Genomic DNA, 25533 nt, shown 5'->3' on the forward strand with positions numbered 1-25533 from the left:
TCGCCGCTAGTTGACGCTGACGCCGGTGCCGATCTGGCAGACGACGCCGGTGCCGCCAAGCCCGCAGTAGCCGTGCGGATTCTTGGCGAGGTACTGCTGGTGGTAGTCCTCGGCGAAGTAGAACGCCGGCCGCTCGACGATCTCCGTCGTGATCCTGCCGTAGCCCTTGGCGGCGAGCGCCTTCTCGTAGTCGGCCTTGGCGGCATCCGCGGCCTTCCGCTGTGCCGCGTCGGCGACGTAGATGCCGGAGCGGTACTGCGTGCCGACGTCGTTGCCCTGGCGCATGCCCTGCGTCGGGTCGTGGGCCTCGAAGAAGGCCTTGACCAGTTGCGCGAAGCTCACCTGCTTCGGGTCGTAGACCACCTGCACGACTTCATTGTGCCCGGTGCGGCCGCTGCACACCTCGCGGTAGGTCGGGTTGGGCGTGGCGCCGCCGGCATAGCCGACCGCCGTCACCCACACGCCAGGGATTTTCCAGAACGCCTTCTCCGCGCCCCAGAAACACCCGAGCCCGAACACCGCGATCTCGCTGCCCTCGGGATAAGGTCCCTTGAGCGGATGATGATTGACGAAATGCGTCGCCGCCGTCGGCAGCGCCTCGGCGCGGCCGGGCAGCGCGGTCTCCGGCGTCGGCAGGGAGAGGTCCTTCCGGCCGGTTACGAAATCGAGAATGTTCATGCGTCTCTCCTTTCGCCGGAGCGACCCGGCGTTTCTTATTGTTGCTTGTTTAAAGGCGACCTAGGCGTAGGCGATTCTGACGCGCCGCCGGCGGCCGAGGTAGGTCAGCAGGAAACCGACGAGGCCGAGCACGGCCCAGGTCGGCAACAGCAGCAGCCACTGGATGACCGGATCCCAGAGCCAGGCTCCGATTCTCTGCTGCACGAATTCCTGCGCCGCCACCAGTGCTGACGGCGCGAGCGTGAAGAGCGCGGTCCCGAGCGGCGTCATGGTCAGCGACGAGGCTCCGATCGACTTCGCCGCATCGACGACGATGGCGACCAGCGCGCCGGCCACGAACCACAATCCGACAAAGCGCGAAACGAACCCGATCATACCCGCCGCCACCCTGCATTTCCGCGGGTTTCCTTGGGGCTCAGGGCCCCGCCGCGCTGCTTTCCCGGTGGCTTCGCATAAGTGGTCATGGCGCATTTCTGCCGCAACGGGGCCGCCCGTCAACTCTCCGCGACCGGCCGTGAATGCTTGCCAGAGGGGGGACGGTAGCTATAGTGCCGCCCCTCTAAGCGGAGGGGTGGCCGAGTGGCTGAAGGCGCACGCTTGGAAAGCGTGTTTGCGGGAAACCGTAACGCGGGTTCGAATCCCGCTCCCTCCGCCAGCATTAAGTAGTTGAGTCCAATAGTCTTTTAGACACGGGCGCTACCCACGAAACGTGGCTGAAAGCGGCGCCTTTTCGCGCGCGCAGAATTCTCCGCCCATGGAATGGCCGCCGAATTCGGGCCGTCCGCGGAGGTTGGCGGGCTGAATTCTCCGAGGCTCGCAAAGTAGTACGGTTGTGCCGACCAATGGACGCCGTTGCCGACGTTGCTAGCAATGCTTCAGCGATCGAGCGCGAGGCATAAGCGAAGAGCGTCGAGCCGGTCGCGTTTCGGTAACCGACGGTCACAGCGCGCTACCGCGAGCATGCGTTTATTTGCCGTCCACCAGTTGCTCGAATAGCGGCGCGAGCAGTTTGCCAGCACCTTCGGATCTGGACCCGTATTCGCGCAAGACAGTGGTCGAGCGTTTCGCCGACAACATGGCGCGCATCTTCTCGAAGTACGGCAACTTCATCCTGTCGTGACGGATTGGGACAAGACGATCGACTACATGATGGCGCAATCGCGCGTCATCCGGAACATTCGCAACTGGGTCGAAGCTCGATGACAACGAGCACGCGTTCATGCGGCTGCATCATATCGACGATGCCCAGGCGGCGGCGATCTCAGGTCAGCTTGATCGGCACGCTTCCGACATTGACGGCGTAGTCGTCGCCAACTCCCATCTGTGGGACGATGAGGCCGCGCGCCGCGCGTTCGATGCGGCGATGATCAAGGATACGCGCGTCGGCGTGGTAACGCCGAGCATCGCCGACAAGCCGCTCGTGATGCATACACCTCACTATCGTGCGCTCCTGCAATTCCAGTCCTACACGTTCGCTGCGCACTCGCGCAGCCGACTACGGCGTTTGCTGCCGCTATGAGGGTGAAGAGTATTTCCAAACCCCCCGGGGCCTCCTCGGCTTGAGACTATGGGCGCGTTGACTCAACGCACAACCCAAAGTTAGCATCAACGCTGGGTTGGGGGAGCGGCGGTGCTGTATCGAGTTCTTGCTTATGTCGTTGCACTAATGCTTGCCGTCGTGCCGGCGGCGCACGCGCAAATTCCATCGTCCGACCTTCCAGGGCGTGAGCGCGAGCGGTTCAGCGAGCAGCCTCCGGCCAAGTCCAAGCCGTTAGGGTCAACGCTCTCTCTAACGACCGCGATCGCTCCACCTGGGGCAGCGGCCCTCGGTGTCACGATCGTGGCTGTGCGGGTCTTGGGTTCGACAATCTACGACTCGGAGGAGCTGGCATCGTTGATCGGCGATACATCGAAGCTTGCATCGGTGGCTGATATCTACAGTCTCGCGCAGAAGATCACCGCGAAATATGGCAACGACGGCTTCGTCCTGTCGCGGGCGATCGTCCCGCCGCAAGAACTCGATCCGCAACACGCCACGGTCACCATCCAGATCGTTGAAGGGTATATCGATCGCGTCGTCTGGCCCGAAGCGCTGACTGGCGGCCGTGGGTTTGGATCGTACTATTCGATGAAGATTACGAGCGAGCGCCCAGCAAACATAAAGACAATTGGGCGTTACCTCTTGTTGGCTGGCGACCTTCCCGGGTCGGAGGTGAGCTCGCGCTTCGAGGCGTCGGTTGACCATCCCGCGGCATCCACGCTGATCGTCGATGTCAGAGCTACGCCGTTGGAACGGCAGGTGCGCGTGGACAATCGGGGCACCGAGCCGCGTGGTCCGTGGGAGTTTCAAGCCAGCGCGACGTTCAACAACGCCTGGCACTTATGGGAGTCGACCACGTTCAGCATCGCGGGCACGACTGAACTAAAGGAGTTGCATTACGCCGCCGTCGACTACAAACAGACTCTCAACGGCGAAGGTGTGACGATTTCTGCCAGTACAAACTACAGCTGGGGCTCGCCTGGTACTGCGCCTCTTGAAGCAATTGAGTTCGCATCGAAAAGCTTCGCCCTCAACTTCGGCCTTAGTGTGCCGATCGTCAGGGAGCGCGAGCGCAATGTTACGCTAAGCGCTACCGCGTTCTTGTCCAATGATGAGGGCGACACTCTGGGCGCCCCGAGCAGCGTTGATCGGTTGCGCGGAATTCGTTTTAGGGCGGACTTCGATCGCGCGAACAGCTCCGGCGCTATCGCGCAGGGAAGCCTTGTGTTCAGTCAAGGCATCGAGGGGCTTGGCAGTACCACCAACGGAAACTCATTGGCCTCGCGCGAAAACGGCCGCGTGGACTTTTCCAACCTCGAAGGGTCGCTAAGCCTGACGAAACCGCTGGCCGGCGGCTTCTCTGCCTTTGGCGCGGTTCAGGGACAGTACGCGTTTACGCCGCTGCTGGCGCCGGAGGAGTGCGGCTACGGCGGCAAAGACATCGGCCACGCATTCGATCCGTCTGAGATAACAGGCGACAGCTGCTGGTCGGTAAGTGGCGAATTGCGGGCGAACGTCCCTGCGAAATCTCTTCCGATCCTTGACACGCTGCAGGTTTACGCCTCGATTGACTATGGGGCGGTTTATCGACTGGCGCCGGCGGCGGGCACTCCGCTCGCCCAGGACGGCTCCTCGGCCGGCGGGGGCGTGCGGCTGAGCAAGGGCGTGTTCAACGCTGATTTGTCTGCGATGAAGCCGTTGTCCGGACGGGACGACGACGGCTGGCGCTTTTTTTTCTCCGCCGCTGCGCGATTCTGAGGAGACGAGCGCATGGGGACTCGCCTCTTCTTTGCCGCGGCCGTTGCGACACTCACCGCGTTGAGCGGCAAGACCGTCGTGGCCAACCCGATCGGTTCGTCTGTCACGGCCGGCAGCGCGTCAGTGGCAGGCGGGGGTACGGCAAACGTCACGATCAACCAGTCAACGGACAAGGCCATCATCGAATGGACGCAGTTTGATATCGGCGCCGGCGAGACCACGCTGTTCAAGCAGCCGAATGCGAGTTCGGTCACGTTAAACAGAGTCGTCGGCGGTGGCGCTTCCGTCATCAACGGTAGCCTGAAGGCGAATGGCAGCATCTTTCTGATCAATCCTGACGGGATTCTCTTTGGCGCATCATCGAAGGTCGATGTCGGCGGCTTGGTCGCTACAACGAACGACATCGACAACAGTGACTTCATGGCCGGCCGGTACGCGTTCACGAGGCCGGGCAGATCGGATGCATCCATTGTCAACGCGGGGAGTATCACCGCAACAACGGGAGGCTTTGCTGCGTTGGTGGCTCCCGGCGTCCGCAATTCAGGGACCATCACTGCGAAACTGGGCCATGTCGGACTGTCGTCCGCTAACGCCTTTGCGCTGGATTTCTACGGCGACGATCTAATCAGTCTGTCCGTGGACGCCGCGACGGCCGCGACCGTGCGCGACGCGGAGACCGGTGAGACGCTCGACGCGCTGGTGAAAAACTCCGGCAGGATCAGCGCCGATGGCGGCACAGTGCAACTCACCGCAGCGGCGGCGCGCAAGGTGGTCGACTCAGTAATCAACAACACCGGCGTCATCGAGGCGAACTCGGTCGGCGGGAGGAACGGCCGCATCGTTCTGGGAGCGGCCACCACCTCCAGCAATAGCGCTGGGCTACCGACGCAGCGTGTGAAGGTGTCCGGGAAACTGTCGGTCGCGGGCACTGTGAGCGGCGACACCGGTGGCAAGATTCAGATCACGGGCGAGGCGATTGGACTTGCCGTCGCGTCGCTAGACGCTTCCGGCGCCGCAGGTGGTGGCACTGTACTGGTCGGCGGCGATACGGGCGGCGGAAAGCCGGCCACCGAAGTTGCCGGTATTGCGAAAGCTAAGCTTGAAGCAACTCCTGTCGCGATTGCCTCGACCGTCATTGTCGATGGCGCGAGCTCGATCGACGCGTCGGCCACTCAAACAGGCGATGGTGGGAAGGTTGTGGTTTGGGCGGACGACGCGACCACCTTTCAAGGCGCCGTCCGCGCGTCCGGCGGAAAGGCCGGCGCCGGCGGCTTTGTTGAGGTTTCAGGCAAATCCAGCCTGGACTTCGGCGGCTCCGTCGAACTCGCCGGAGGACGCTCACAGGGCACGTTGCTGCTCGACCCGGGAAGCATAAACATCAACGCGAGCGGGACAGATACAACCACGGCGACGACTTCGCCTGGCGAAACACACTATCTGCCAACCACCAATTTTTCCGTACTAAAGGGATCGACGCTTCTGGCGGCGCTGGCATCCGCTAACGTCATCGTCTCGACCGGCGACAGCAGCGCGAATTCCAACGTGATCGCCGTCAACACGCCGCTCACGTGGAACAGCGGTCACAGCCTGACGCTGGCTGATGCCGGTCTCATCGCCATCTTTCAGCCTATCACCGCGTCAAATGGGGGGCTGACAATTGCTGGGTCGGACTCAATCGGAGCTACGGCTGCGGTCAACGTTCACACGTTCCGGATGGAAAGCGGAAACTGGATACAGGCGCCGCTAGCTCCCGGAACACCAGTGGCTTTTCATGCCGATGATTTTCAATTGGTGGGCGGCACCTTCAAGCGCTTCAACGGTGGTGACGGTTCGATCGCGAGCCCATACCGGGTCTTCGACATCTATGGCCTGCAGGGTCTTGGCGGCTCTGAAAACTATGTCCTGGCAAACAACATCAGTGCCGGTGAGACGGCAAGTTGGAACGGCGGCATGGGATTCGTTCCGATCAACTTGCTGCAGGGCGTGTTCGACGGAGCCAACCACGCCATCACCGGACTCAAGATAACAAATCCGGGCCCATTCGTCGGCCTGTTCGGCTCAATCGATGACACTGGGTCTGTGAGGAATATAAGTCTCGCAGACATATCCGTTACCAATATCAGCTCGTCTGGTTTCCCGGTTGGTGCGCTTGCCGGCGTCAATCGAGGCGCCGTCACTGGCGTTGCGGTTTCAGGCGTTGTGCTGGGTACTGGCCCCACCGGTGGACTGGTCGGTGTGAACGAGGGCCACATAAGTGGATCATTTACCGCGGGAACCGTTGCCCTTCCGACGACGACAGCGCCAAGCCTGTTGCCTGCCGCTGTGGGGGGCCTTGTAGGACTCGACGGCATTGCCAACCCAACAGTCGGATTTCGACCCGGCTATATCGACGCGTCATATTCGACCGCGGCGGTGTCGTCGGCATATGTCGCTTCATACGTCGGTGGTCTCGTCGGTCAGCAAACCGGCGGCGCGATCACGAACTCGTACGCCACTGGCAATGTGACAGCACCAGGCAACACGATTTTCGGCGGCATACCCGCGGTCGGAGGGCTTGTTGGCCAGAACATGGGTGGCGGCCTGTCCAATGACTACGCTACCGGCAGCATCACGGGCGGTGCGTACGCCACAGTTGGGGGACTGGTTGGCAGAAACTGCTGCTTCGATCCGAGTGATCTCACTACCAGCACCTTGATCGCGAATTCGCACGCGACGGGCGCAGTGCGTGGTGGTGTTGGCAGTTTTGTTGGGGGCCTTGTCGGCAACAACCAGGGAACCGTCACAGGTTCCTATGCGACAGGCAACGTTCAGGCGGAAACCAACAGCCTTGCCGGCGGACTCGTCGGGGTGAACAATAATCAGCTCGGGGGCGGAAGTGGAGTTGGAATGATCCTGCGCTCGTACTCGACGGGCAACGTAGTCAGTTCTGGCGCGATCGCAGGTGGTGGTCTTGCTGGATTTAATGTGGGCGTCATCACCGAGGCCTTCACCAGCTCCGCCGTCACCGGGGGCCCAGGCAGCTCGATTGGCGGTCTCGTGGGCCTGAATGAGGGCCTCGCCCCACCACTCACCTATAACTCTTACATACTGCGCGCATATTCGACCGGGCCGGTTTCGGCAGGAGCAAATAGCTGGGTCGGTGGTTTGGTTGGCACCAACGCGGGCTACATTACGGAAGCCTACGCGACAGGGCAGACTACCGCGGGCAGCGGTAGTTCAGCGGGAGGTCTCGTCGCGTTAGGCAATCTTGTTTGGGGGCCACCACCGGCTATTTCCGTAGGCGTCGTCGTCAATTCCTATTGGGACACACAGACTACCGGCCGCAGCAGCTCTGTCGGAGGCACCGGTCGGAGCACTGCTCAGCTGAAGGGAGCTCTACCCGCCGGGTTTGATCCAGCGTCCTGGGCAATCGTTTCCGGCGCCTATCCGCGGTTCTCGTGGCAGGGTCAGAGCGCGATCGCGCCGGCTGATCCTTACGGAACGTCCCAGACACAAAGCTTCGCGCTCGCGAATGGACAGGTCGTTTCGTATTCGTTGCCAACCCAGGCGCCGCATCCAAGCTCGCCTGCTTTGCCGCCCATGGGAGCGGTCTCCATTCCCAGCCTTGTGACGGCCGCGGGCCAATCAAGAATCGAAGGAGTTCAACTGTGGACGGGGGGCGACGGCGCTACGTCGGCGTATGAACTGCTGCAGTCGATGCAGCCATTCGTCGCTTGGTCCGATGCGGCCTACCATCCAGGCGCGTCGGCCGATTGGACACACTATCTTTCTCAGGTGGGCGTCTCAGACAGTGACATCGCACTATTTAAGTCGTGGGGCTTCGACGCTGCTGTGGATGTCGAGAACGGGCGCGTCATCTTGGCATTCGCGGGCAGCACAACTTCTTGGCACGACATCCCGGCGACGTTTGTTGACTGGGTTGGCACCAATATCCCAAACCTACTCCACACCCAAGGCTCCTCGGCGGGTCAATTTCAATACATAGTCGCATATGCGCTAGCGCAAGCCGTGAGGCGAGCTAAACCCAACGTTCCCATATACGTGACCGGGCACTCTCTCGGCGGATCACTCGCAGCCTACGTCGGAGCCACACTCAACATGCCAGCGGTGACATTTAACCCCGAGGGCGTCACGTTCGCGCCAGGCGAAGCCCACAACGACGCGATGGTTCTTAACCTGCAGATCGCAACGGACATCGTTGGCGCAGGCGGAGCGTTGATTGGTACGACGATCGTATACGACAAGCAGCTGCTTTATCCTGGCGCTGACAAGCACGATTTGAAGAACTTCATTGATCTCGCCTACAGCTCATACAGCCGCAAGCTAGCGTTCACAGGCAGCGCTGCCAAAGACTTGACAGGACCCATAAAGCATACAGGCGCGATGTTTTTTGTGAGTAAGACGCCTTAACCGCGATGAAGGGGTGGCGGCGAGCGCGTCGCCGCTTCCACTTGTTGCCTGCTCTCTCAGATCATCTCTGCCACGTCTCGGTCACCATCTGGATAGCGGGCGCGCTATCCAAGAGCAGTGCGCGGTAGCTCTTGGGATCGAGCGCATCCCCGCACAGAATGCGATGATCTTTGGCAAGCCAGATGTCGCCGAGTCGCGAGACCGCCGGTTCATCATCCGTCGGCTCTGTCAGCAGGTCATCGGGGTCGGTCGAGAAGCCGTCGGCGTCGCCGCTCCGGGCGTACGGGTCCGGCTCCGGACCAGTGCGCAGGTCCAACTCTACCGTGTCGAAACCCGTGGCCTCGAGTTCGAATTCGAGGTCTTTGGTGGAGAGCTCGGAGAGAATGTCCTTGAGAAGCGGATCATCCCATGTCGCTAGCAGGGCCAACTGGTTGTCGGCGATTGCGAAGGCCTCTTTGGCTTCCTTCGTGAGATTGGTAGTCCGGATGCAAGGAACGACCTCATAGCCGAGCAATTTCAGCGCTTTCAAACGAGCGTGGCCAGCCAGCAACTCGTTGGCGTCATCGATAATGAGGGCACCAATGAAACCGAAGGCGCCAATGCTGGCGGCCAGCCTTTCGATCTGGTCGCTCGTGTGCCGCCGGGCATTCCGCGGGTTCGGTCGGATCGCGGTGATTGGCACGAACTCAATCGCCGATGCGCCGACCGTTTTGCTTAGGTCGGCCGCAATCGCCAGCGCCCGGCTGGCGGCCTCTCCGGAAATCGATCCGCCCTCGGGCTGCTTTTTCGCCGGCTTTGGGACACGTCGGGTGTGCTTCTTTCGTTCTGCGCGCTTCATAGGTCTGTCCTCAGCTTGGTAGCGCGGCGTGCGTCAACCGACGTGCCGCGTCCGTGGATTTTTCAACATGGGTTACGAGCTGCTGAGGGCGACCGGGTGGAGTTCGACGTCCGCGACGCCGCACCACGATCGCGAAATATATTCGCGCCCTCGCGGCTAGAATGAACTGAGGGACGACGCGCGCAAGAGGGCGTTGATGAAGTTGGTACAGTCCGCGATCAGGCAGCTACAGTTGACTACTCATCAACTACGCGCGCGGGCGTTGTCTTGGTTTCGCCATGGTGGACCTCAGCCCAAGTCCACGGAGAACGAATTCCGCGAAGCGATCGGCAGATGCCCTTTTGGCCTTCGTGCCGCTGAGGCGGGTAAGGCGCTCCACAGTGCGTGCGATGAGATCGGCGGCACGCTCTTTCGCTATCGCATAGTCAGTGTCTTCGGGCAGGCTGCGCAGCCCGGTCGCCAGGTCGTCCTCCCGGTCGGAGGTGACCTTGTACCGCTGCGGTGGAAACTCGAGTGACACAAAGCCCATAAGCCCTGCCATGATTAGCTCGACGCCTTCCGTGAGATCGTCTTCGGATAAGCCGGCGTCCCTCAGCGCGGCGAGCGTCCGTCCGAGCAATGGAGGGCTAATGAGAAAGTCGTTGGATAGTTCTGCGCTGACAGACAGCGCCAAGTTGCGATGTTCGCGAAGAATGAGCCATGCGCCCCAAAAAAGGCTGTGGAGGTAGTCGTAACCGGACTCGCTCGGCTTGAATCCGCGGCCGAGCGGCTGCAGGACCGTTCGCACCATTTCGGTCATGAGCTGCTGCTTGGCTCCGGCGCCAGGAAAGTGGAAGTGAATGGCGCCCGTCTTTACGCCCAGCCGTTTCGCCAGGTCCTGGATTGAGAAGTGGGAATCTTCCTCAATGAGGATCGCGGCGGCTTTAACGATGGAGGCGCGGCTTATATGGGCCCGCTGGCCGCGGGCACGCCTCACTGGCGCCTTGGCGGTTGGTCGCCGTTTTCGCAATGTTATTGGCATCAGAGTCGCGGTTGATTAGTCATCAATTCAGGTTGAGTGAATAATGTGATCGCGCAGACGTCAAGCTGTAACGGCCATTCGACCATCCTTATTGACGTTCCGGCCGAAGGAACGATCCGAGGGTTCCAAATTCTAGGGTCTCCCTGTTCGGCCCCTGTTCCGAGGTGCACTGGCCTGTCTCGACAAATCGTAACTAGCCGCAAACTCAAGGAATTGATCGCAATCACGGAGATGCCGCGCCGACTACCTTTGTTGATCTCCTGTTTCTTTCCCTGTTACCTGGAGAGACGAGTTCGCAGGTGACTGCCTCCACCGCCAGATCGCATCGAAAATGCTGGAGAATTGCGAGTTAACGGCGCGGGTTCCACAGTTCGTACCCATGTTTGCCTTACCGTGAACGGCGCGCGCCAGATTGGAATGCACCGTCCTTGGATCGGGGCCACTTGGCAGCGCGCCTCTCGGCGGCGACTTTGGTAGCGCGTTTGATAGGGGCTTCGACGTCGGAGAGCTGGCCGACAAAATCGAGGCGGCTAGCCCTAACGCCTCAATAGAACTGATCGGCGTTGTGTCTGCTCATGGGCACAGCCTGCTGGCTTGCTGGTACAAGGTCACGGTGCCCATCTGGACGAACATCGTCGACTTTCTTGGCGCTGACTGGTCACGCGCGAAGGACAAATGGGAGGAGATCGTCGCCGGCGCCTTCGACAAGGCCGGCTACGATGAGGTGATCCTGACACCGAGATCAGGCGACCACGGCCGCGACGTGATCGCGACGAAGCACGGCGTCGGCAGCGTCAAGATACTGGGGTCGGTGAAGGCCTACAGTCCGGGCCGGCTTGTCCGCCACGACGACGCCAGGGCGCTGCTCGGTGCACTCGGCAACGAGCGCGACGCCTCAAAGGGCATCATCGTCACCACGTCCGACTTTGCGCCTGGCATCTCGACGGACCCGTTCATCGAGCCATCAATCCCGACGCGCTTGGAATTGATGAACGGCGATGGCCTCAGATCGTGGCTTCGGGATTTGCGGAAGAGAACGTAAAGTCAAATTCCGACGGTCGAGTAATAAGAATGCGCTCGGCAGCAGCTTCGGGCCAAACCGGCGGCGGCCTGCCATGCACTTCCTCGAAGCGCTGTGCTGGCGTGGCCTAGGGTCGGCGGTACCATCGCGCCGGCGTCCGTCGATAGCCGCGAAACTTTCCAACGGCCAGATTGTCTGACGCGCGGCGCCGCCCTGCTGACGTCAAGTCAGCGGATCAATCGGAGCTGAGCTCGTTTTGGACCGGAACGGTCTTTTGCGGGCGGCCTCCGCAAAAACCCGGTGGGCGCCTCCGGCTGCCTTGTCAAACGGCAGCCGGGGACCTCCGGCCCGTCGCCACGCCCCTTTTCGCAGACGGGCGCGTTTTGGGCAGATAGAGGGCGGGAACGTGCAGGAGGGCCAACGCGGCTCAGGCTAGCTTCAGATGCCGTCATGCGCGGATCGCTGCCTACCGGGACATTATCCGCGGCTGCTGACCTGAACGATTCTTCCAACGCGTTCGGCGGGGAAATACACGGAGAAAAATAGGTGGGAGCTATCGCCCGTCAGTCGCCGACACCGGCCGCGGCAGGGAAGTTCGACGAAGAGTTCGACATCGTGATTGTCGGCGGCGGTGGCGTCGGCCTCGCCTCAGCGTGCTTTTCGGCGTGGCACGGCAACAAGGTGCTCCTGCTCGAGAAGGCGGCGCAGCTCGGCGGCACGACGCAGAAGGCGGCCTTCTGGTACTGGGTGCCGAACAACGAGCCCATGCGTGCGATGGGCCTCAAAGACAAGAAAGACGACTGCATACGCTACATGGCGCGCCTCTCGCGCCCCGAGGTTTACGATCCCAATCATCCGCGCTTCGGCATGAGCGAATGGGAATACGAGGCGTGCGCGGCGATCTACGACAACGCCTCACCCGCCGTCGAGTTGCTCAACAAGAAGGGCGCGCTGGAATATCGCCACTGCGCGGGCGTGCCCGACTACTGGGCGGAGATTCCGGAAGACAAGGCGCCGCTCGGGCGTGTGCTGGTCACCAAGCAGGCGCGCGACTCGATGTCGGATGGCGGCGCGCATGCGATCATCACGATGAGCAGGGCGGCGAAGGCCGCGGGCGCGGACATCCGCACCAGTCATCGCGTACAGCGGACAATCGTCAGCAATGGCCGCGTCGTCGGCGTCGAGGCCGACAATGCCGCCGGCAAGACGCAGCGCTTCAAGGCGCGCAAGGCGGTGATCTTTGCTTCGGGCGGCTTCACCCACGACGTTGACCTGCGCAAGAATTATCTGAGCGCGCCGGTCATGGGCGGCTGCGCGGCGCCGACGAACGAGGGCGACTTCGTCCACATCGGATCGGCGGTCGGCGCGGAATTGCGCAACATGAACTACTCGTGGATGTGCCCGATCGTGCTCGAGAAGGCGCTGAAGCATGACGCGACGCTGATCGGCACGTTCTCCCCCTCCGGCGACTCGATGATCTACGTCGACATGCACGGCAAGCGCGTCAGCAACGAGAAGCTGGCCTACAACGAGTCGGCGCAGGCCTTCTTCAAGTGGGATCCGACCACGTCGGAATACCCCAACCTGGTGCTGGTCGCGATCTGGGACCAGCGCAGCCAGGACCACTCGGCGAGCGACGAATACGGCCGCTTCATCGTGCCCAAGAGCGCGGACGGCTCGCATGTCATCAAAGGCGCGACGTGGGAGGAACTGGTCGAGAACATCAAAAAGCGGGTCAAGAAATATTCCCGCCAGATCGGCAACATGAAAGTCGCCGACGATTTCGGCAAGAATCTCAAGACGACGATCAGCCGCTTCAACGGGCTCGCCAGGGCCGGCAAGGATCTCGATTTCCAGCGCGGCGAGCGCCAGGTCGAGCTGCTGTTCAACGGGCCTACGGCGCCGAAGACCGGCAAGAATCCGACGATGTTCCCGCTTGCCGGCAAGGGGCCGTACTACGCCACGCTGATGACCGGCGGAAATCTCGACACCAAGGGCGGGCCGGCAACCAACGCCGACGGCCAGGTGCTCGACGCCATGGGCAAGCCGATCCCCGGACTCTACGGCGCCGGCAACTGCGTCGCTTCGGCTTCGGCCCGGGCGTACTGGGCAGGCGGCGCCACGCTCGGCCCCTTCATGGCGTTCGCCTACTTGGCGGCTAACGCGGCCAATCGCGAGGTGGCGGCGTAGACGAACGAAGAAAAACATCGCTCGGAGTGTTTGCGGATCTAGGGAGGAAGACCGGAATGGCTTTGACCAAGCAGACGATGACGGACGAGCAGCGCAAGTCGGTGGCCATCGAGTACCTGAAGGCCTTCGACAACGGCGGCGTTACGTCGTCAGGCGGATCCATCCTCGATCTGTTTGACGATCACGCCCAGGTCTATTTCCCTAAGTGGGGCCTCGCCCGCGGCAAGGACGAGATCGGCAAGTGCTTCGGCGATGTCGGCGGCACCCTGAAGTCGATCGTCCACCACTACTCGCACTTCAACTGGATCTTCTCCGGCGGCGATGTGGTCGTGTGCGAAGGCACCAGCCACGGCGAGCACAAGGACGGACCGTGGCGGGCGGGCGTGCCCGAATGGGCTGCCGGCAACTGGTGCGACGTGTTCGAAATTCGCGACTGGAAGATCCAGCGCTGCTTCATCTACCTCGATCCGGACTACGCGGGGAAGGACACCGCGCGATACCCCTGGTTAAAGGGCAAGTAGTGCCTGCAAGACATGTGACTTGTTGAGACACAAAGAACAGCAACATCCCCGGGAGGGAATCCAATGAAGGTAATTCAGAGATGGGCCGTTTCCGGCATCGCCGGCGCGGTGCTGGCGATGGCCGCCGGCATGGCGGCGCAAGCGGCGACGCCCGAAGAGCTCGAGATGAAGTCGCTCGGCACGAATGACGTCAATCCCGTCATCACCGAGTCGTTCACGCGCTTCGCCAAGGGTCTGACCGACGCCCAGCGCAAGCTGGCGCTGCAATGCTGGAAGGACTCGGTCTGCGAGACCGGACAAGGCGATCTAACGGTAGCGCTCGCCGACGGCTTCGGCGAGAACGTGTGGCGTCAGGTCACCAAGATGGAATTCATCATGGAGGCCCTGACCTATCCGAACATCAAGAAGATCATCTACACCTCGGCGCGTTCGGACCCGACCAAGGCGATCGCCGACCTGCGCAGCCTGACCGCGCAGAAGGCGAACGTCATCGTCGTGTTCGCCGACGCGGGCACGGCGCTGCTGCCTTCGATCAAGGAAGCGACCGCCGCCGGCGCCACTGTCGTGCTGCATAACGGCACCTACGTCGGCGGCGATGCCGGCAAGGACTACCTGACCACGGTCAGCGAAGACCTGTGCAAGCTCGGCACCGGCATGATCGATGCCGTCGCCGACGGCGAGAAGGGCAAGAACCCGATCTCGGTGGTCGAGCTCGGCGGCACGCCTGGCAACGGCCTCAGCGCCGGCTGGCAGAAGTGCTCGGACGACGAGATCGCCAAGCTCGGCGGCATGAAGCTGCTCGGCAAGGCCGACACCAACTGGACGCAGGAAGGCGCCTTCCAGGCGATGTCCGGCTTCCTCGCTCAGAACGATAGCGTCGACGGCGTCGTCTACGAATACGCGGACGGTTTCCGCGGCGGCCTGCGCGCCTATCAGGAAGCCGGCAAGAAGCCGGCACTGACGGTCGCGCTGCGCACCGACGAGCAGGGCCTCTTCTGCGATTGGGAGAAGCTCAACGACCCGGACTTCAAGATCTTCTTTGCCTCGGGTCATAACTTCCAGTCGGGCGTCGCGTTGACGGCGGCGATGATGCACCTCGCCGGCAAGGATGTGCCGACCGTTGTCGATGTGCCGTTCCGTTTCCGGCCGGTGGTCAAGGGCATCTGCAATCCGGACCTGCCGCTTGATGCTTCGGGCTCGACCCGCATCGACGGCGACATGCTGAAGGCGATGTTCCCGAAGTCGTGACTCTTCGCTTCCGGTAAGCCACGTTCGGCGGGCGCGGATCGTTCAATCCGCGCCCGTCTTGATCCCAAAGGGGGTTGAATGGCAGGGCCCTCGCTCGAAATCACCGATATCTCCAAGAGCTATCCCGGCGTCCAGGCGCTGAATCGCGTCAGCTTCGATGTCCGGCCGGGCGAGATTCACGCCGTGCTCGGCGAAAACGGATCGGGCAAGAGCACGCTGCTGGGTATCGCCAGCGGCTCCGTCGTTCCCGACGGCGGCCGCGTCTCGATCATGGGGCGACTGCTTTCCGTCGCCAATCCTCTGCTGGCTCGCAGTCTCGGACTCGCCACCGTCTATCAGGACGACTCGCTGGTACGCGAACTGACGGTCGCTGAGAACCTCGTGCTCGCGGCACTCGATCCGCCTTCGATAACGGCGGCGCGCGGCTGGGCGGCGCGGCAGCTTGCGCCGTACGACCTTGGCATCGAGCCCGACACGCTGGTCGGGCAGCTCACGCCGGCCGATCGGCAATTTCTCGAGATCGTCAAGGCGCTCGCCACCGAACCGAAGGTGCTTCTGCTCGATGAGCCGACGTCCAGCCTCGATCTCGCCGGCGTCGAAAAGCTGAGCGGCATCCTCCGCCATATCACTGCCAAAGGCGCTGCCGTCGTGTACGTGAGCCACCGGCTGCCGGAGATTCTGGCGCTCGCCAACCGCGTCACGATCCTGCGTGACGGCGAAGGTCACGGCACCTATTCGGTCGACGGGGGCCTCTCGGAAGACGATCTCATCACGCTGATGGTCGGACGGCCGATCGAGGCGGAATATCCGACACGGCGACATGAGGACATTGAAGCCGCCGAGGTCTCGTTCTGGGCGACGGGCCTCACCGGCGCCGGGTTCCGCGACGTCACCTTCTACGTCAAACGCGGCGAGGTCCTTGGCCTCGCCGGCGCCGAAGGCAACGGGCAGCGCGAGGCGATCCGCGCGCTCGGCCGCATCGAGCCATCGACCGGCTACATATTTTGCGACGGCAAGGAGGTGAAGGGCACGACGCCGCAGGCAGCGCTCGCCGCCGGTATCCTGTCGCTCAGCGCCGACCGCGCCCACGAGTCGATATTTCCGGCGCTCGGCGTGCGCGAGAACATGACCGTGCAGGTGCTGGAAGGGTTCGCCAACGCCGGCGTCGTATCCGCCGGCAAGGAACGCACGGCGGCGGCGGCGCTCATCGACGATCTCAGCATCGCGACACCGACGCTCGACCAGCCGATCAGCGGCCTTTCCGGCGGCAACCAGCAGAAGACGGTGCTGGCGCGCAGTTTCCTGCATGATGCGCGCGTGGTGCTGATCGACGAGCCGACCCAGGGCGTCGACGCCAAGGCGCGCTTCGACATCTATCGCGCCATCCGCGCCAAGGCGGAGCAGGGCGTCGCCTGCATCGTCAACTCATCCGATGCGCTGGAACTCGCCGGCATCTGCGACCGCGTCCTGGTGTTCTCGCGTGGCCGCATCATCCGGACGCTGGTGGGCTCGGCGATCACCGAGGAAAGCATCGTCGCCTCGTTCCTCACTTCGCGCGCGGTTGCCGTCTCGACCGAGACCGTCGCCGAAAAGGCGCGCGACGGCCTGTTCTCCTGGGCGAGCCTCCGCGACATCGTTTCAGGCAACAGCAACAAGTGGTGGGTGCCGCTCGCCTTCCTGTTCGTGCTGACTCTCGTTGTCGGCGGCTATGCGGCGACGCAGTCCGACGTGTTCCTGTCGGCGCTCAACATTCGCCACATACTGCTTGCTGCCGCACCGCTGGCGCTGGTCACCATCGCCCAATTCAATGTGCTGATGGTGCGCGGCTTCGATATTTCCGTCGGATCGCTGATGAGCCTTGTCGTCGTCCTGGCGTCGTTCATCATCGCCGACGCGATGGGTCCCGGCGCCATTCTCACGGGCGTCGCCGTCTGTCTGCTGGTCGGGGCGGCCGTGGGCCTCGTCAACGGCTTCATGGTGCGTTTCATCGGCGTCAATCCCGTGATCACTACCATCGCGATGCTGAGCCTGTTGCAGGGTCTGGCGCTCTACGGCCGCCCGTCGCCGTTCGGCGTCATCAGCCAGGATTTCATCAACGTCCTGCAAACCAGCGTCGGTACGATCCCCGTATCGTTCTTCGTCATTCTGGCGGTGGCCGTCCTTGGCGATTTCTGGCTTTACGGCACCCGCAGCGGCCTCCGTCTTCGGGCGGTCGGCTTTCGCGAAGAGGCGGCCAAGCGTAACGGCGTCCGCATCGATCTGGTGCAGCTCCGCGGCTACCTGTTCTCCGGCGTCCTCGCCGTGGCCGCCGGCTTCATGCTGTGCTCGGAAGTCGGCGTCGGCCATCCGACGGTCGGCTCGAGCTACACCCTCACCAGCATCGCGGCTGCGGTCCTGGGCGGAGCGGCGCTTACCGGCGGGCGTGGCTCCTTCGTCGGCGCCGTCCTCGGGGCGCTGTTCTTCACGCTGACGCTCAACATCATCACGTTGCTCGGCTTCAACACCGGGGCAGGCATCATCATCAGCGGCGCACTCACGCTGTTTGCGGTTCTGCTCTACTCCGGCTGGCAGCCGGTGGCGCGGGGCTGGGCGCGGATCAAAAAGGGCTTCGCCAATCTGCGCACGGCGGTCGCCGTGCCATGAGTCGTCAGGCCGAGGCAGCCGGTTCCGGCATGGCGACGGCGCGACGGCCGGCCGTGCAATTGCGCTTTGCCGCGATCTGGATCGCGCTGATCGCGTTGCTGCTGGCCGGCGGCGTCATCGCACCGCGCAGCCTGTTGCCCAACTCGATACTGGCGACGATTCCTTTCGCGGCGTTCCTTGCCATCACGGCGGCGGGCGAGGCCCTGACGCTCATCTCGCGCAGCATCGACCTGTCGATCCCGGCGATCATTGCGTTGTCGAGCACCATCCTGCTCGGCTTCTCCGGCGGCCATGACGACGCAATTGTCGTCGGCATCGCCGCCGCTCTGGTTTTCGCAACGGCGGTCGGACTGGTCAACGGCATCCTGGTCGCCGTCCTCAAGCTGAACGCGCTGATCGTGACGCTGGCGGTCGCCGGCATCACGGCCGGCGCCACGCTCTGGTACCGCGAGTCGCTGCCGCAGGAAGCGCGCGTGCCGCCGATGCTCGCCGACTGGGGAAGTTCGCGATACCTCGGGCTCAACGTCTCGGTGTGGGTGGCGGCGCTCCTGATCGCGCTGCTGACGTTCGTGCTCCGCAAGACGACGGTTGGGCGCCGGTTCGTCGCAGTCGGCGCCAATCCACGCTCGGCATGGATCGCCGGCCTCAGCGTCACCGGCTACCAGATCGCGGCTTTCGCCGGCGCGGGCCTTCTCTATGGCGTCACCGGAATCCTGCTCTCCGCCTTCATCCGCAACCCGACGCTGAACGTCGGCGATCCCTATCTTTTGGCGCCGATCGCGGCGGCCGTGCTTGGCGGTACGGCGATCAGCGGCGGCGTCGGCAGCCTGATCGCCGTAGCCGGCGCAGCGCTATTCCTGACCCACCTCGGCCAGATGCTGAAGATGCTGGGGCTGACGTCGTCTCTCCAGTTCATCATCCAGGGCCTGGCGATCGCGCTCGGCATGGCGCTCGCCGAATTCAAGCTCGCCCGGCTGAAGACGTTCCGCAGCATCCTGCCGGTCGGCCTTCGCTGGTACCTCGATGCCCAGAGCCGCGTCGCCCTCGCTGTCCTCGCCCTGGCGCTGATCGTTGCGCGGACGCGGGCGACGGTCGGTTCGTGGAACGAGTGGCTGGCGGCATACCAGACTCTCATCACCGGGTTGCTGCTTCTGTGCGGTGGCGCTTTCGCCTTCGCCGGTTTTGCGCGTCGAAGCCGGATGGCGGGCGCCACGATGGCAGAGCAGCGCGATCTCGCCGACATCGCGGCGCGCTCGGCCTTGCCGGCGGCGCTCGATGCACTGAGCGTCCACGCCGTTGATTGCGTCCGCGCGCTAATGGCGATCCTCCCCGAGAACACGCTCCAGCAGAAGATATCGGATCGGTTCGACGGCGTGCCGGCGCTGCCCGAGGGCGCCATCCACGCGTTGCAGGCGGCGATCCGGACCGCCGACACCCGCAATGCCGCGCAGCTCGCGATCTTCGTCGGCGCCCTGCAGTTCCAGCAAGCGCGCCTGCGGCCGCTCACGGATCCGGCACACCCGCTCTGGCGCGCCGAGGTTCTGCAGCGGATCGGCGATGCGCTTGAGCTGCACGCCGGAGCGGCGGCGCTGGCGAAGTATGCACACCGGCTGGACGATCAGGTCGACCTCGAGCTCTCCAGCCGGCATCTCGCGGCGGCGCTCAACGAGTGCCGCATTCAGCGCAACGGCGACCTCGATTGGATGCTGTCGAACTGGATGACGGCGCGGTCGATCTACAAGGCTCATCTTCAGTTGGCGTAGCGCCGCCGCCCGCTTGGATGCCGCGACGCACGCGGATTCGGAAATATCAGGAAGGGAGTGTCGCTTGATCAGCCCGGAAAACGCGATTTCCTTCGGCGGAGGCACCCAGCCGTGACCGCCGCCATGTTCGATGCCGAGGTCGAGGCCCATCCGTGGGCCGATCAGATGCGCATTGACGATGCCGACTATCGCCGGCAAGCCGCACGTCTCCTCGTCGACTCCGCGTTTTACCGTGCCAAGCTCACGGCCGCCGGCTTCCGCTCGGCGGCCGACGTCGGGGGCCTCGATGCGATCGGCGCGCTGCCCTTCACCGAAAAGGACGAGTTGCGCGCCAGCCGCACGAGTGAAAATCCGATCGGAACGCATCTCATTCCGCCGCTTTCGGAAGTCGCCCGCGTCTTCTCGACCAGCGGCACCACCGGCACGCCGAGCTATGTGCCCCTGACGCTGCAGGATGTTAGCGACTGGGTTCGCATTTCGAGCCGCTCTTACTCCGCCTCCGGCGTCGGCCGTGGCAATCGCCTCATCTCTACGTACAACGCCGGACCGTTCGTCGCCGGGGTCGCGCTGGAAGCCTTCAACGGCATGGGCCTTACCCACATCCCCGTCGGCGGCAGCAGCACGGACCGCCTCGTCACCGCGATCGAGATGCTGAAGGCCGACACCGTCGTGCTGACGCCGTCATACGCGATCCACATCGCCGAATGGGCCCACGAGCGCCGCATCGATCTTGCCGCATCGACCGTGAAACGGGTGCTGGTCGCCGGCGAACCCGGCGGTGGTGAACCTGCGGTGCGCGCGAGGATCGAAGTGGCGTGGGGAGCCGAGGTCACCGAAGCGATGGGACTCGGCGACATATCGGTGTCGCTGTGGGGTGAATGCACGGAGAAGCACGGCATGCATTTCTCCGGGCGCGGTTTCGTGCACTTCGAGCTGATCGATCCGCAAACGGGCGAGCCGCTGCCGATGGTCGATGGGACCGAAGGCGAACTGGTCTACACGCATCTCCGCCATCGCGCGGCGCCGCTGCTTCGCTTCCGCAGCCGCGACCATGTCCGCCTGTGGGTGACGCCGTGCGCGTGCGGCCGCACGGCGCCGAGGGTCCGCTGCATCGGCCGCACCGACGACATGCTGATCGTGCGTGGCGTCAACGTGTTCCCCACGGCCATCCGCGAAATAGTCAATGAGTTCAGCCCCTTGGTGAGCGGCATGATCTCCGTCCGTCCGCGCCGCAAACACTTTCGGCAGGATCCGCCGCTACCCGTCGCGGTCGAACTCGGCGACGGCGTTGCCGCCTCGGGCGATCTCGGCGAGCGTCTCCGGGCGCGCATTCGCGAGGCGCTGGTCGTCGGCACCGAGATCGAGCTGCTGCCCTTCGGCGCGCTGGCCCGCTCCAGCTACAAGTCGAAGCTGGTCGACTGGTCGAACGCGACGCCCGCAGACGAATGAGGCGCCGCAAAGGGCGCCTCATCGAACTGTCAGCGCGAACGGCTCAGACGTTGACGAACGACTGATCCTTCACGTAGTCGCGGAACCCAGTGAGCGCCGCGTTGACCTTGGGCCAGCTCGGCAGCTTGCCGACTTCCTTCACCCAGCGATCGACGTTCGGATACGCCTTGAACTCGTCGCGCGTGACGATGCCGCAGGTGATCAGCGCGTAGCCGAAGATGTCGGCGATGGTCATCTCGTTGCCGACCAGGAACTTGTTGCCCCTGCCGAGCCAGTGCTCGTTCAGCACCGTCAGCCACTTCTGGGTCTGGCCCTTGCCCCATTCGATGGTGTGCTTCTGGGCCTCGTCGGTCTGCCGCTTGTGGTGCGGATAAATCTGCGGGTAGACGACGTTGTAGGCGTAGTCGCGGTAGAAGCCGGTGTTGAACCAGTCCATCAGCTCATTGACCTTGGCGCGCTTCTTCAACTCTTTCGGATAGAGCGCGAGGTTAAATTTCTCGGCGAGATATTTCATGATCGCCGAGCTTTCCGTCAGCACAAAGCCTTCGTCGTCTAGCGTCGGCACCAGGCCGTTCGGATTGAGCGACGTATACGGCTCGCTGGTGTGCTCGCTCTTGTAGAAATCGAGCGCTACTTCCTCGATCGGCAGCTTGTTTTCCGAGATCAGCGCCCGGATCGGACGGCTCGTGTTGGAAACCTCGAGTATGTACAGCTTGGCGGTCATTGCATTCCTCCCATTCTTGCCCGGCCGTCGCTTCCCTGGCCGTATTCCGGATATCGTAGCTAACACGTTGCGGCGCGTGCCTATTTTAGCGTCCCGTGCGGCCTAGGACGACACCTTCGCCCTGCCTCTAGCGCGCTTTTTCTTCGCCGCCGGTTCGACACCCATGATCCGCTTCTTGCCTTCGCCGGCCTTGGCCTTCTCGTAAGGGTTCTTGGCGGAGCGATCCTTGGACAGGCTGCCGCGATCCTCGCGGATCATGTCCTCGATCGCGTCGGCGAGGTGCTCTTCCTTGATGTTGTAGTCGCCGCGCGCGACGCGAATGCGGTGCGCCGCGAGCAGCACCTCGGCATGCGTCCGCCCCTCCGGTGGAAAAAAGCGATACGACGCGAGTTCGAGCAGTTGTCCGAGCGGATCGCGGAAATAGATCGAGTCCATGAAGCCGCGATCCTTCGGCCCGCTGTTCGAAATGCCGCGCTCGGCGAGGCGCTCGACGCATTGCGCAAACATCGCGTGCGAGACGTTGAAAGCGATGTGATGGACGTCGCCGATCTCCGTCGGGTTGGCCGTCGGATCGGGCTTGCGCGTCTCGTTGGTAAAGATCGTGATCAGGCGCCCATCGCCCGGATCGAAGTAGAGATGGCTCTCCTCCGGCACATCGAGGTTGGGTTGATCGAAGACGAACGGCATGCCCAGCACGCCCTCCCAGAAGTCGATCGTGCTGCGACGGTCGGCGCCGACCAGCGTTATGTGATGGACCCCCTGTGTCTGCAGCTTGCGCAAGTTTTGGCTCCTCCGGAACGGGCGTTTTGAACCCGGGACAGCATAGCGCCCGGCGCGCGCCGCGTCTCGATTTGAGGGCGCCGATGCCGCTGATTTTACTGCAAAATCATGCCTCCGACGCATGACAATCGAGGGCGGTTCCCATAGGCTCCAGTGCTGGGACGAAGGAGCAGGAACAAGCTCCAATTCCAGGGGGGGCATCGCCTATGAACAAGCTGTTTCCGACGACGCTCGTCGGCTCATTTCCGCAGCCGGAATGGCTGATCGACCGCAAGAAACTTGCCGGCCGCTTTCCACCGCGCGTGCGGGCGCTCGAGCTGTGGCGCGTCGCACCGGAGTATCTCGCGCAGGCGCAGGACGACGCCACCGTGCTCGCGATCAAGGCGCAGGAGGAAGCCGGCCTCGACATCATCACCGACGGCGAGATGCGCCGCGAGAGCTACTCGAACCGCTTCGCTACCGCGCTGGAAGGCGTCGACCTCGACAATCCCGGCACGGCCCTGGATCGCTCAGGTCATCCCAATCCCGTGCCCCGCGTTGCCGGCAAGATCAGGCGCAAGCATGCTGTCGAGGTGCGCGATCTCGAATTCCTGAAGGCGAACACCGACCGCATGGTGAAGATCACCGTGCCCGGACCCTTCACGATGTCGCAACAGGCGCAGAACGATTTCTACAAGAGCGAGGAAGAGATGGCGCTCGACTATGCCGCGGCGGTCAACGAGGAGATCAAGGATCTTTTCGCCGCCGGCGCCGACATCGTGCAGATCGACGAACCCTACATGCAGGCGCGGCCGGACAAGGCCCGCGCCTTCGGCCTGAAGGCGGTGAACCGTGCGCTTGACGGCGTGGTCGGCATGACGGCGCTGCACATCTGCTTCGGCTATGCGGCCATCATCCACGAGCGGCCGCACGGCTACTCGTTCCTGCCGGAACTTGCGGATACGCCGGTGAAGCAGATCTCGATCGAGACGGCTCAGTCCAATCTCGATACGTCTGTGCTGGCTAAGCTGCCGGGCAAGACGATCCTCGTCGGCGTCCTCGATCTTTCCGACATGAACGTCGAGACGCCCGAGAAGGTCGCCGAGCGCATCCGCAAGGCGTTGCCCTACGTGCCGGCTGAGAAGATCGTGGTCGCGCCGGACTGTGGGCTCAAGTATCTGCCGCGCGAGGTCGCGCTCGGCAAGATGAAAGCGATGGTCGACGGCGCCGCGATCGTGCGCCGCGAGTTGGCTGGCTGACGACGGGCCGCGACGCCAGACAGCGGCGCCCCTCCGCGGACCTCGCTAGTTGCGCGACGCCTTGCGGAAGGTCGCCGGCGTGGTGTTGCACCAGCGGCGGAACATGCGCGTCAGGTGTTCCTGATGCGAGAAGCCGCAGGCAAACGCGATCTCGGCAATTGGATCGTTGGTCGTAAGCAGCATCCGCTGCGCGAGCTTGATCCGCATGACCAGCAGGTACTGGTGCGGCGGGATGCCGAGGCTGGTGCGGAATTGCCGGGCGACGTGGGATGGGCTGCGATTTACCGCGTGGGCGATGTCGTCGAGGCTGATCGGCGAGGCGACGTGTGCCCGCATGTATTCCATCGCCTCGGCGACCAGCGGTCCGATGTTGCTGATCGGGGCGAGCGACGGCATCTGCCGGACCTTCTTGCCCGAGTGCCGGCGAATGAGCTGCGAGGCAATGGCACGGGAGAGGTAGTCGACGTAGAGCGAGGTGCCGTAGGCATCTTCTTCCAGCGCCGCACGGATGGCGCCGAGCAATGCCTGCATCGCCGCATCGGGCTCGAGAAACTGCGCCGGTATCTCGACGTGAGCGGGATCGCCGTCGAGCAGATCGGCAGCGACCTCCTCGATGATCGCGCGTCGGACGTAGACGTGCAGCGTCGACAGCGCGCCCATCAGGCGGACTCCGAAATCCATTCCGCCTGGCACCAGATGGATACCGCCGGCCGGCATCACGCAGCGCGCCGGTTTCGGCCCGCTCAGGCGATCGATCGGCACCGGTCCATCCAGATGGAGGACGATCAACTGGTCGTTCACCGCGGGGAAATATCCCTCGTAGGGAAGCTCGCGCTGCGCCGAGGCATAGAGCGAGGTCCAACCGAACTTATCGCTCGACGCGCGGACGTGGTTTTCGGGGCGGGTCAGAATCCCGTGGGTTTCTTCGACCCGAAACGGCTCGATTCTATGCATCGCGTCCTCCCGGACAGGGCCGTTTTCGGCCTCTATACGCCCACTCCACTTTCCTCCCTCGGAGGGGCGGCCCGAATGTCGCCCCTGCGCGCCTCCGTGGCAAGTCGCCGCGGGCTGATTTTAGGATCAAATGCCCGAAAGCAGCCACCGGGCGGAGCCGATTTCCTCATCGGACACTTCATGAGGGCGTTCGGCGAATACCCGGGCCGTGGTAATCGCGCCAGATCCGATCAGCCATTGCACGGTTTCGCGGACGCGCGCCGCCGGGACGAAAGGGTCGGTTTCGCTGGTCGTAATATATGCCGGCATCCCGTCGAGCTCGCGGCGCGCCGGCCATGTCGTGCCGACCGGACCGATAAGTCCGCCGGTCCAGAGGATCGCGCCGCCCAGCCGGCGCGGGTGGTGCGCGAGATACTCCGCGGTCAGGCATGCGCCCTGCGAGAAGCCACCGACGACCAGCTTTGCCGGATCGACGCCGCCGCCGATGAGACCGGCGACAATCGACTCGTAGCGCGCGATCGCACCGCCGAGGTGCGGCTCGTTTTCATCCAGCGGTGCGAGGAAGCTTTTCGGGTACCACGTGTTCCCGTCAGCGGACGGCAACACGTAGTGGATGTCGGGAATGCCGATGCGCTCGGCGAGCGCCCGCATGTAGTCCGGGGTGAGCGTGCGCCCATGCACCAGGACGACAGTGAGCCCCGGCTTGGCACCGGTACGGTATTCTACCGGCGCGTTCTGATGCACGTGGTTCGCCCGG

At 63.4% G+C, this 25533-nt stretch carries 18 protein-coding genes, 1 tRNA gene and 1 pseudogene; 12 read left to right on the forward strand and 8 right to left on the reverse strand.

The window, feature by feature from the left end; all coding sequences use genetic code 11:
* Positions 1–6: 6 nt before the first annotated feature.
* Both msrA and WDM94_03220 read right to left on the reverse strand, forming a co-directional pair.
* Positions 7–678 (reverse strand): peptide-methionine (S)-S-oxide reductase MsrA, encoded by a 672-nt coding sequence (msrA, locus tag WDM94_03215; protein MEJ0011635.1) that lies wholly within the window; start codon positions 676–678, stop codon positions 7–9.
* A gap of 60 nt (positions 679–738) precedes the next feature.
* A complete protein-coding gene (locus tag WDM94_03220) occupies positions 739–1053 on the reverse strand; it encodes a hypothetical protein (protein MEJ0011636.1) in 315 nt (104 codons plus the stop codon).
* A 190-nt stretch (positions 1054–1243) separates the two neighbouring features.
* On the opposite strand from WDM94_03220, the gene WDM94_03225 reads away from it, so the two are divergent.
* The 4 genes from WDM94_03225 (at position 1244) to WDM94_03240 (ending at position 8386) form a co-directional block, all read left to right on the forward strand.
* Positions 1244–1333: transfer RNA gene (locus tag WDM94_03225), tRNA-Ser, on the forward strand.
* A gap of 564 nt (positions 1334–1897) precedes the next feature.
* Entirely contained in the window at positions 1898–2197 is a 300-nt protein-coding gene (locus WDM94_03230; GenBank protein MEJ0011637.1) for a hypothetical protein, read from the forward strand.
* A gap of 147 nt (positions 2198–2344) precedes the next feature.
* A complete protein-coding gene (locus tag WDM94_03235) occupies positions 2345–3976 on the forward strand; it encodes a ShlB/FhaC/HecB family hemolysin secretion/activation protein (GenBank protein ID MEJ0011638.1) in 1632 nt (543 codons plus the stop codon).
* Between the two features lie 12 nt (positions 3977–3988).
* Positions 3989–8386: a filamentous hemagglutinin N-terminal domain-containing protein gene (locus WDM94_03240; protein MEJ0011639.1), complete on the forward strand. Its 4398-nt coding sequence runs from the start codon at positions 3989–3991 to the stop codon at positions 8384–8386.
* Between the two features lie 61 nt (positions 8387–8447).
* Here the strand turns inward: WDM94_03240 and WDM94_03245 are convergent, their stop codons facing one another.
* Positions 8448–9224 (reverse strand): ParB/Srx family N-terminal domain-containing protein, encoded by a 777-nt coding sequence (locus WDM94_03245; GenBank protein MEJ0011640.1) that lies wholly within the window; start codon positions 9222–9224, stop codon positions 8448–8450.
* A gap of 247 nt (positions 9225–9471) precedes the next feature.
* On the reverse strand, positions 9472–10200 hold the full coding sequence (locus WDM94_03250) for a hypothetical protein (protein MEJ0011641.1): 729 nt from the start codon (positions 10198–10200) through the stop codon (positions 9472–9474).
* A gap of 457 nt (positions 10201–10657) precedes the next feature.
* Here WDM94_03250 and WDM94_03255 point away from each other — a divergent pair, with 457 nt between their 5' ends.
* The 7 genes from WDM94_03255 (at position 10658) to WDM94_03285 (ending at position 21080) form a co-directional block, all read left to right on the forward strand.
* A complete protein-coding gene (locus tag WDM94_03255) occupies positions 10658–11287 on the forward strand; it encodes a restriction endonuclease (GenBank protein MEJ0011642.1) in 630 nt (209 codons plus the stop codon).
* Positions 11288–11812: 525 nt separating this feature from the next.
* Complete coding sequence (locus tag WDM94_03260; GenBank protein MEJ0011643.1) at positions 11813–13456, forward strand: FAD-dependent oxidoreductase; 1644 nt, start codon at positions 11813–11815, stop codon at positions 13454–13456.
* 56 nt (positions 13457–13512) lie between these two features.
* Positions 13513–13977 (forward strand): nuclear transport factor 2 family protein, encoded by a 465-nt coding sequence (locus WDM94_03265; protein MEJ0011644.1) that lies wholly within the window; start codon positions 13513–13515, stop codon positions 13975–13977.
* Positions 13978–14040: 63 nt separating this feature from the next.
* Positions 14041–15225, forward strand: coding sequence for a substrate-binding domain-containing protein (locus WDM94_03270; protein ID MEJ0011645.1), 1185 nt, complete (start codon positions 14041–14043; stop codon positions 15223–15225).
* A gap of 78 nt (positions 15226–15303) precedes the next feature.
* On the forward strand, positions 15304–17868 hold the full coding sequence (locus WDM94_03275; GenBank protein ID MEJ0011646.1) for an ATP-binding cassette domain-containing protein: 2565 nt from the start codon (positions 15304–15306) through the stop codon (positions 17866–17868).
* Positions 17865–19631: an ABC transporter permease gene (locus tag WDM94_03280; protein ID MEJ0011647.1), complete on the forward strand. Its 1767-nt coding sequence runs from the start codon at positions 17865–17867 to the stop codon at positions 19629–19631. The genes WDM94_03275 and WDM94_03280 overlap by 4 nt, the downstream gene beginning before the upstream one ends.
* A gap of 111 nt (positions 19632–19742) precedes the next feature.
* On the forward strand, positions 19743–21080 hold the full coding sequence (locus WDM94_03285) for an AMP-binding protein (GenBank protein ID MEJ0011648.1): 1338 nt from the start codon (positions 19743–19745) through the stop codon (positions 21078–21080).
* Between the two features lie 43 nt (positions 21081–21123).
* Here the strand turns inward: WDM94_03285 and WDM94_03290 are convergent, their stop codons facing one another.
* Both WDM94_03290 and WDM94_03295 read right to left on the reverse strand, forming a co-directional pair.
* Positions 21124–21804, reverse strand: coding sequence for a glutathione S-transferase family protein (locus tag WDM94_03290; protein MEJ0011649.1), 681 nt, complete (start codon positions 21802–21804; stop codon positions 21124–21126).
* A 201-nt stretch (positions 21805–22005) separates the two neighbouring features.
* Positions 22006–22584: pseudogene (locus tag WDM94_03295) on the reverse strand (VOC family protein).
* Between the two features lie 206 nt (positions 22585–22790).
* On the opposite strand from WDM94_03295, the gene WDM94_03300 reads away from it, so the two are divergent.
* Positions 22791–23822 (forward strand): uroporphyrinogen decarboxylase family protein, encoded by a 1032-nt coding sequence (locus WDM94_03300; GenBank protein ID MEJ0011650.1) that lies wholly within the window; start codon positions 22791–22793, stop codon positions 23820–23822.
* Positions 23823–23867: 45 nt separating this feature from the next.
* Here the strand turns inward: WDM94_03300 and WDM94_03305 are convergent, their stop codons facing one another.
* Together WDM94_03305 and WDM94_03310 are read right to left on the reverse strand one after the other, a co-directional pair.
* On the reverse strand, positions 23868–24776 hold the full coding sequence (locus WDM94_03305) for an AraC family transcriptional regulator (protein ID MEJ0011651.1): 909 nt from the start codon (positions 24774–24776) through the stop codon (positions 23868–23870).
* A 126-nt stretch (positions 24777–24902) separates the two neighbouring features.
* Positions 24903–25520, reverse strand: a complete 618-nt coding sequence (locus WDM94_03310) for a phospholipase (protein MEJ0011652.1) — start codon at positions 25518–25520, stop codon at positions 24903–24905.
* Between the last annotated feature and the right edge of the window lie 13 nt (positions 25521–25533).

Origin of the sequence: Bauldia sp., assembly GCA_037200845.1 — a bacterium.
In the GTDB taxonomy this organism is placed as follows: Bacteria; Pseudomonadota; Alphaproteobacteria; order Rhizobiales; family Kaistiaceae; genus DASZQY01.

Bases quoted from the DNA above. Each gene is read 5' to 3' on its own strand.
- msrA (MEJ0011635.1), bottom strand. From the start codon at position 678: ATGAACATTCTCGATTTCGTAACCGGCCGGAAGGACCTCTCCCTGCCG.
- WDM94_03220 (MEJ0011636.1), bottom strand. From the start codon at position 1,053: ATGATCGGGTTCGTTTCGCGCTTTGTCGGATTGTGGTTCGTGGCCGGC.
- WDM94_03230 (MEJ0011637.1), top strand. From the start codon at position 1,898: ATGCGGCTGCATCATATCGACGATGCCCAGGCGGCGGCGATCTCAGGT.
- WDM94_03235 (MEJ0011638.1), top strand. From the start codon at position 2,345: ATGCTTGCCGTCGTGCCGGCGGCGCACGCGCAAATTCCATCGTCCGAC.
- WDM94_03240 (MEJ0011639.1), top strand. From the start codon at position 3,989: ATGGGGACTCGCCTCTTCTTTGCCGCGGCCGTTGCGACACTCACCGCG.
- WDM94_03245 (MEJ0011640.1), bottom strand. From the start codon at position 9,224: ATGAAGCGCGCAGAACGAAAGAAGCACACCCGACGTGTCCCAAAGCCG.
- WDM94_03265 (MEJ0011644.1), top strand. From the start codon at position 13,513: ATGGCTTTGACCAAGCAGACGATGACGGACGAGCAGCGCAAGTCGGTG.
- WDM94_03270 (MEJ0011645.1), top strand. From the start codon at position 14,041: ATGAAGGTAATTCAGAGATGGGCCGTTTCCGGCATCGCCGGCGCGGTG.
- WDM94_03275 (MEJ0011646.1), top strand. From the start codon at position 15,304: ATGGCAGGGCCCTCGCTCGAAATCACCGATATCTCCAAGAGCTATCCC.
- WDM94_03280 (MEJ0011647.1), top strand. From the start codon at position 17,865: ATGAGTCGTCAGGCCGAGGCAGCCGGTTCCGGCATGGCGACGGCGCGA.
- WDM94_03290 (MEJ0011649.1), bottom strand. From the start codon at position 21,804: ATGACCGCCAAGCTGTACATACTCGAGGTTTCCAACACGAGCCGTCCG.
- WDM94_03300 (MEJ0011650.1), top strand. From the start codon at position 22,791: ATGAACAAGCTGTTTCCGACGACGCTCGTCGGCTCATTTCCGCAGCCG.
- WDM94_03305 (MEJ0011651.1), bottom strand. From the start codon at position 24,776: ATGCATAGAATCGAGCCGTTTCGGGTCGAAGAAACCCACGGGATTCTG.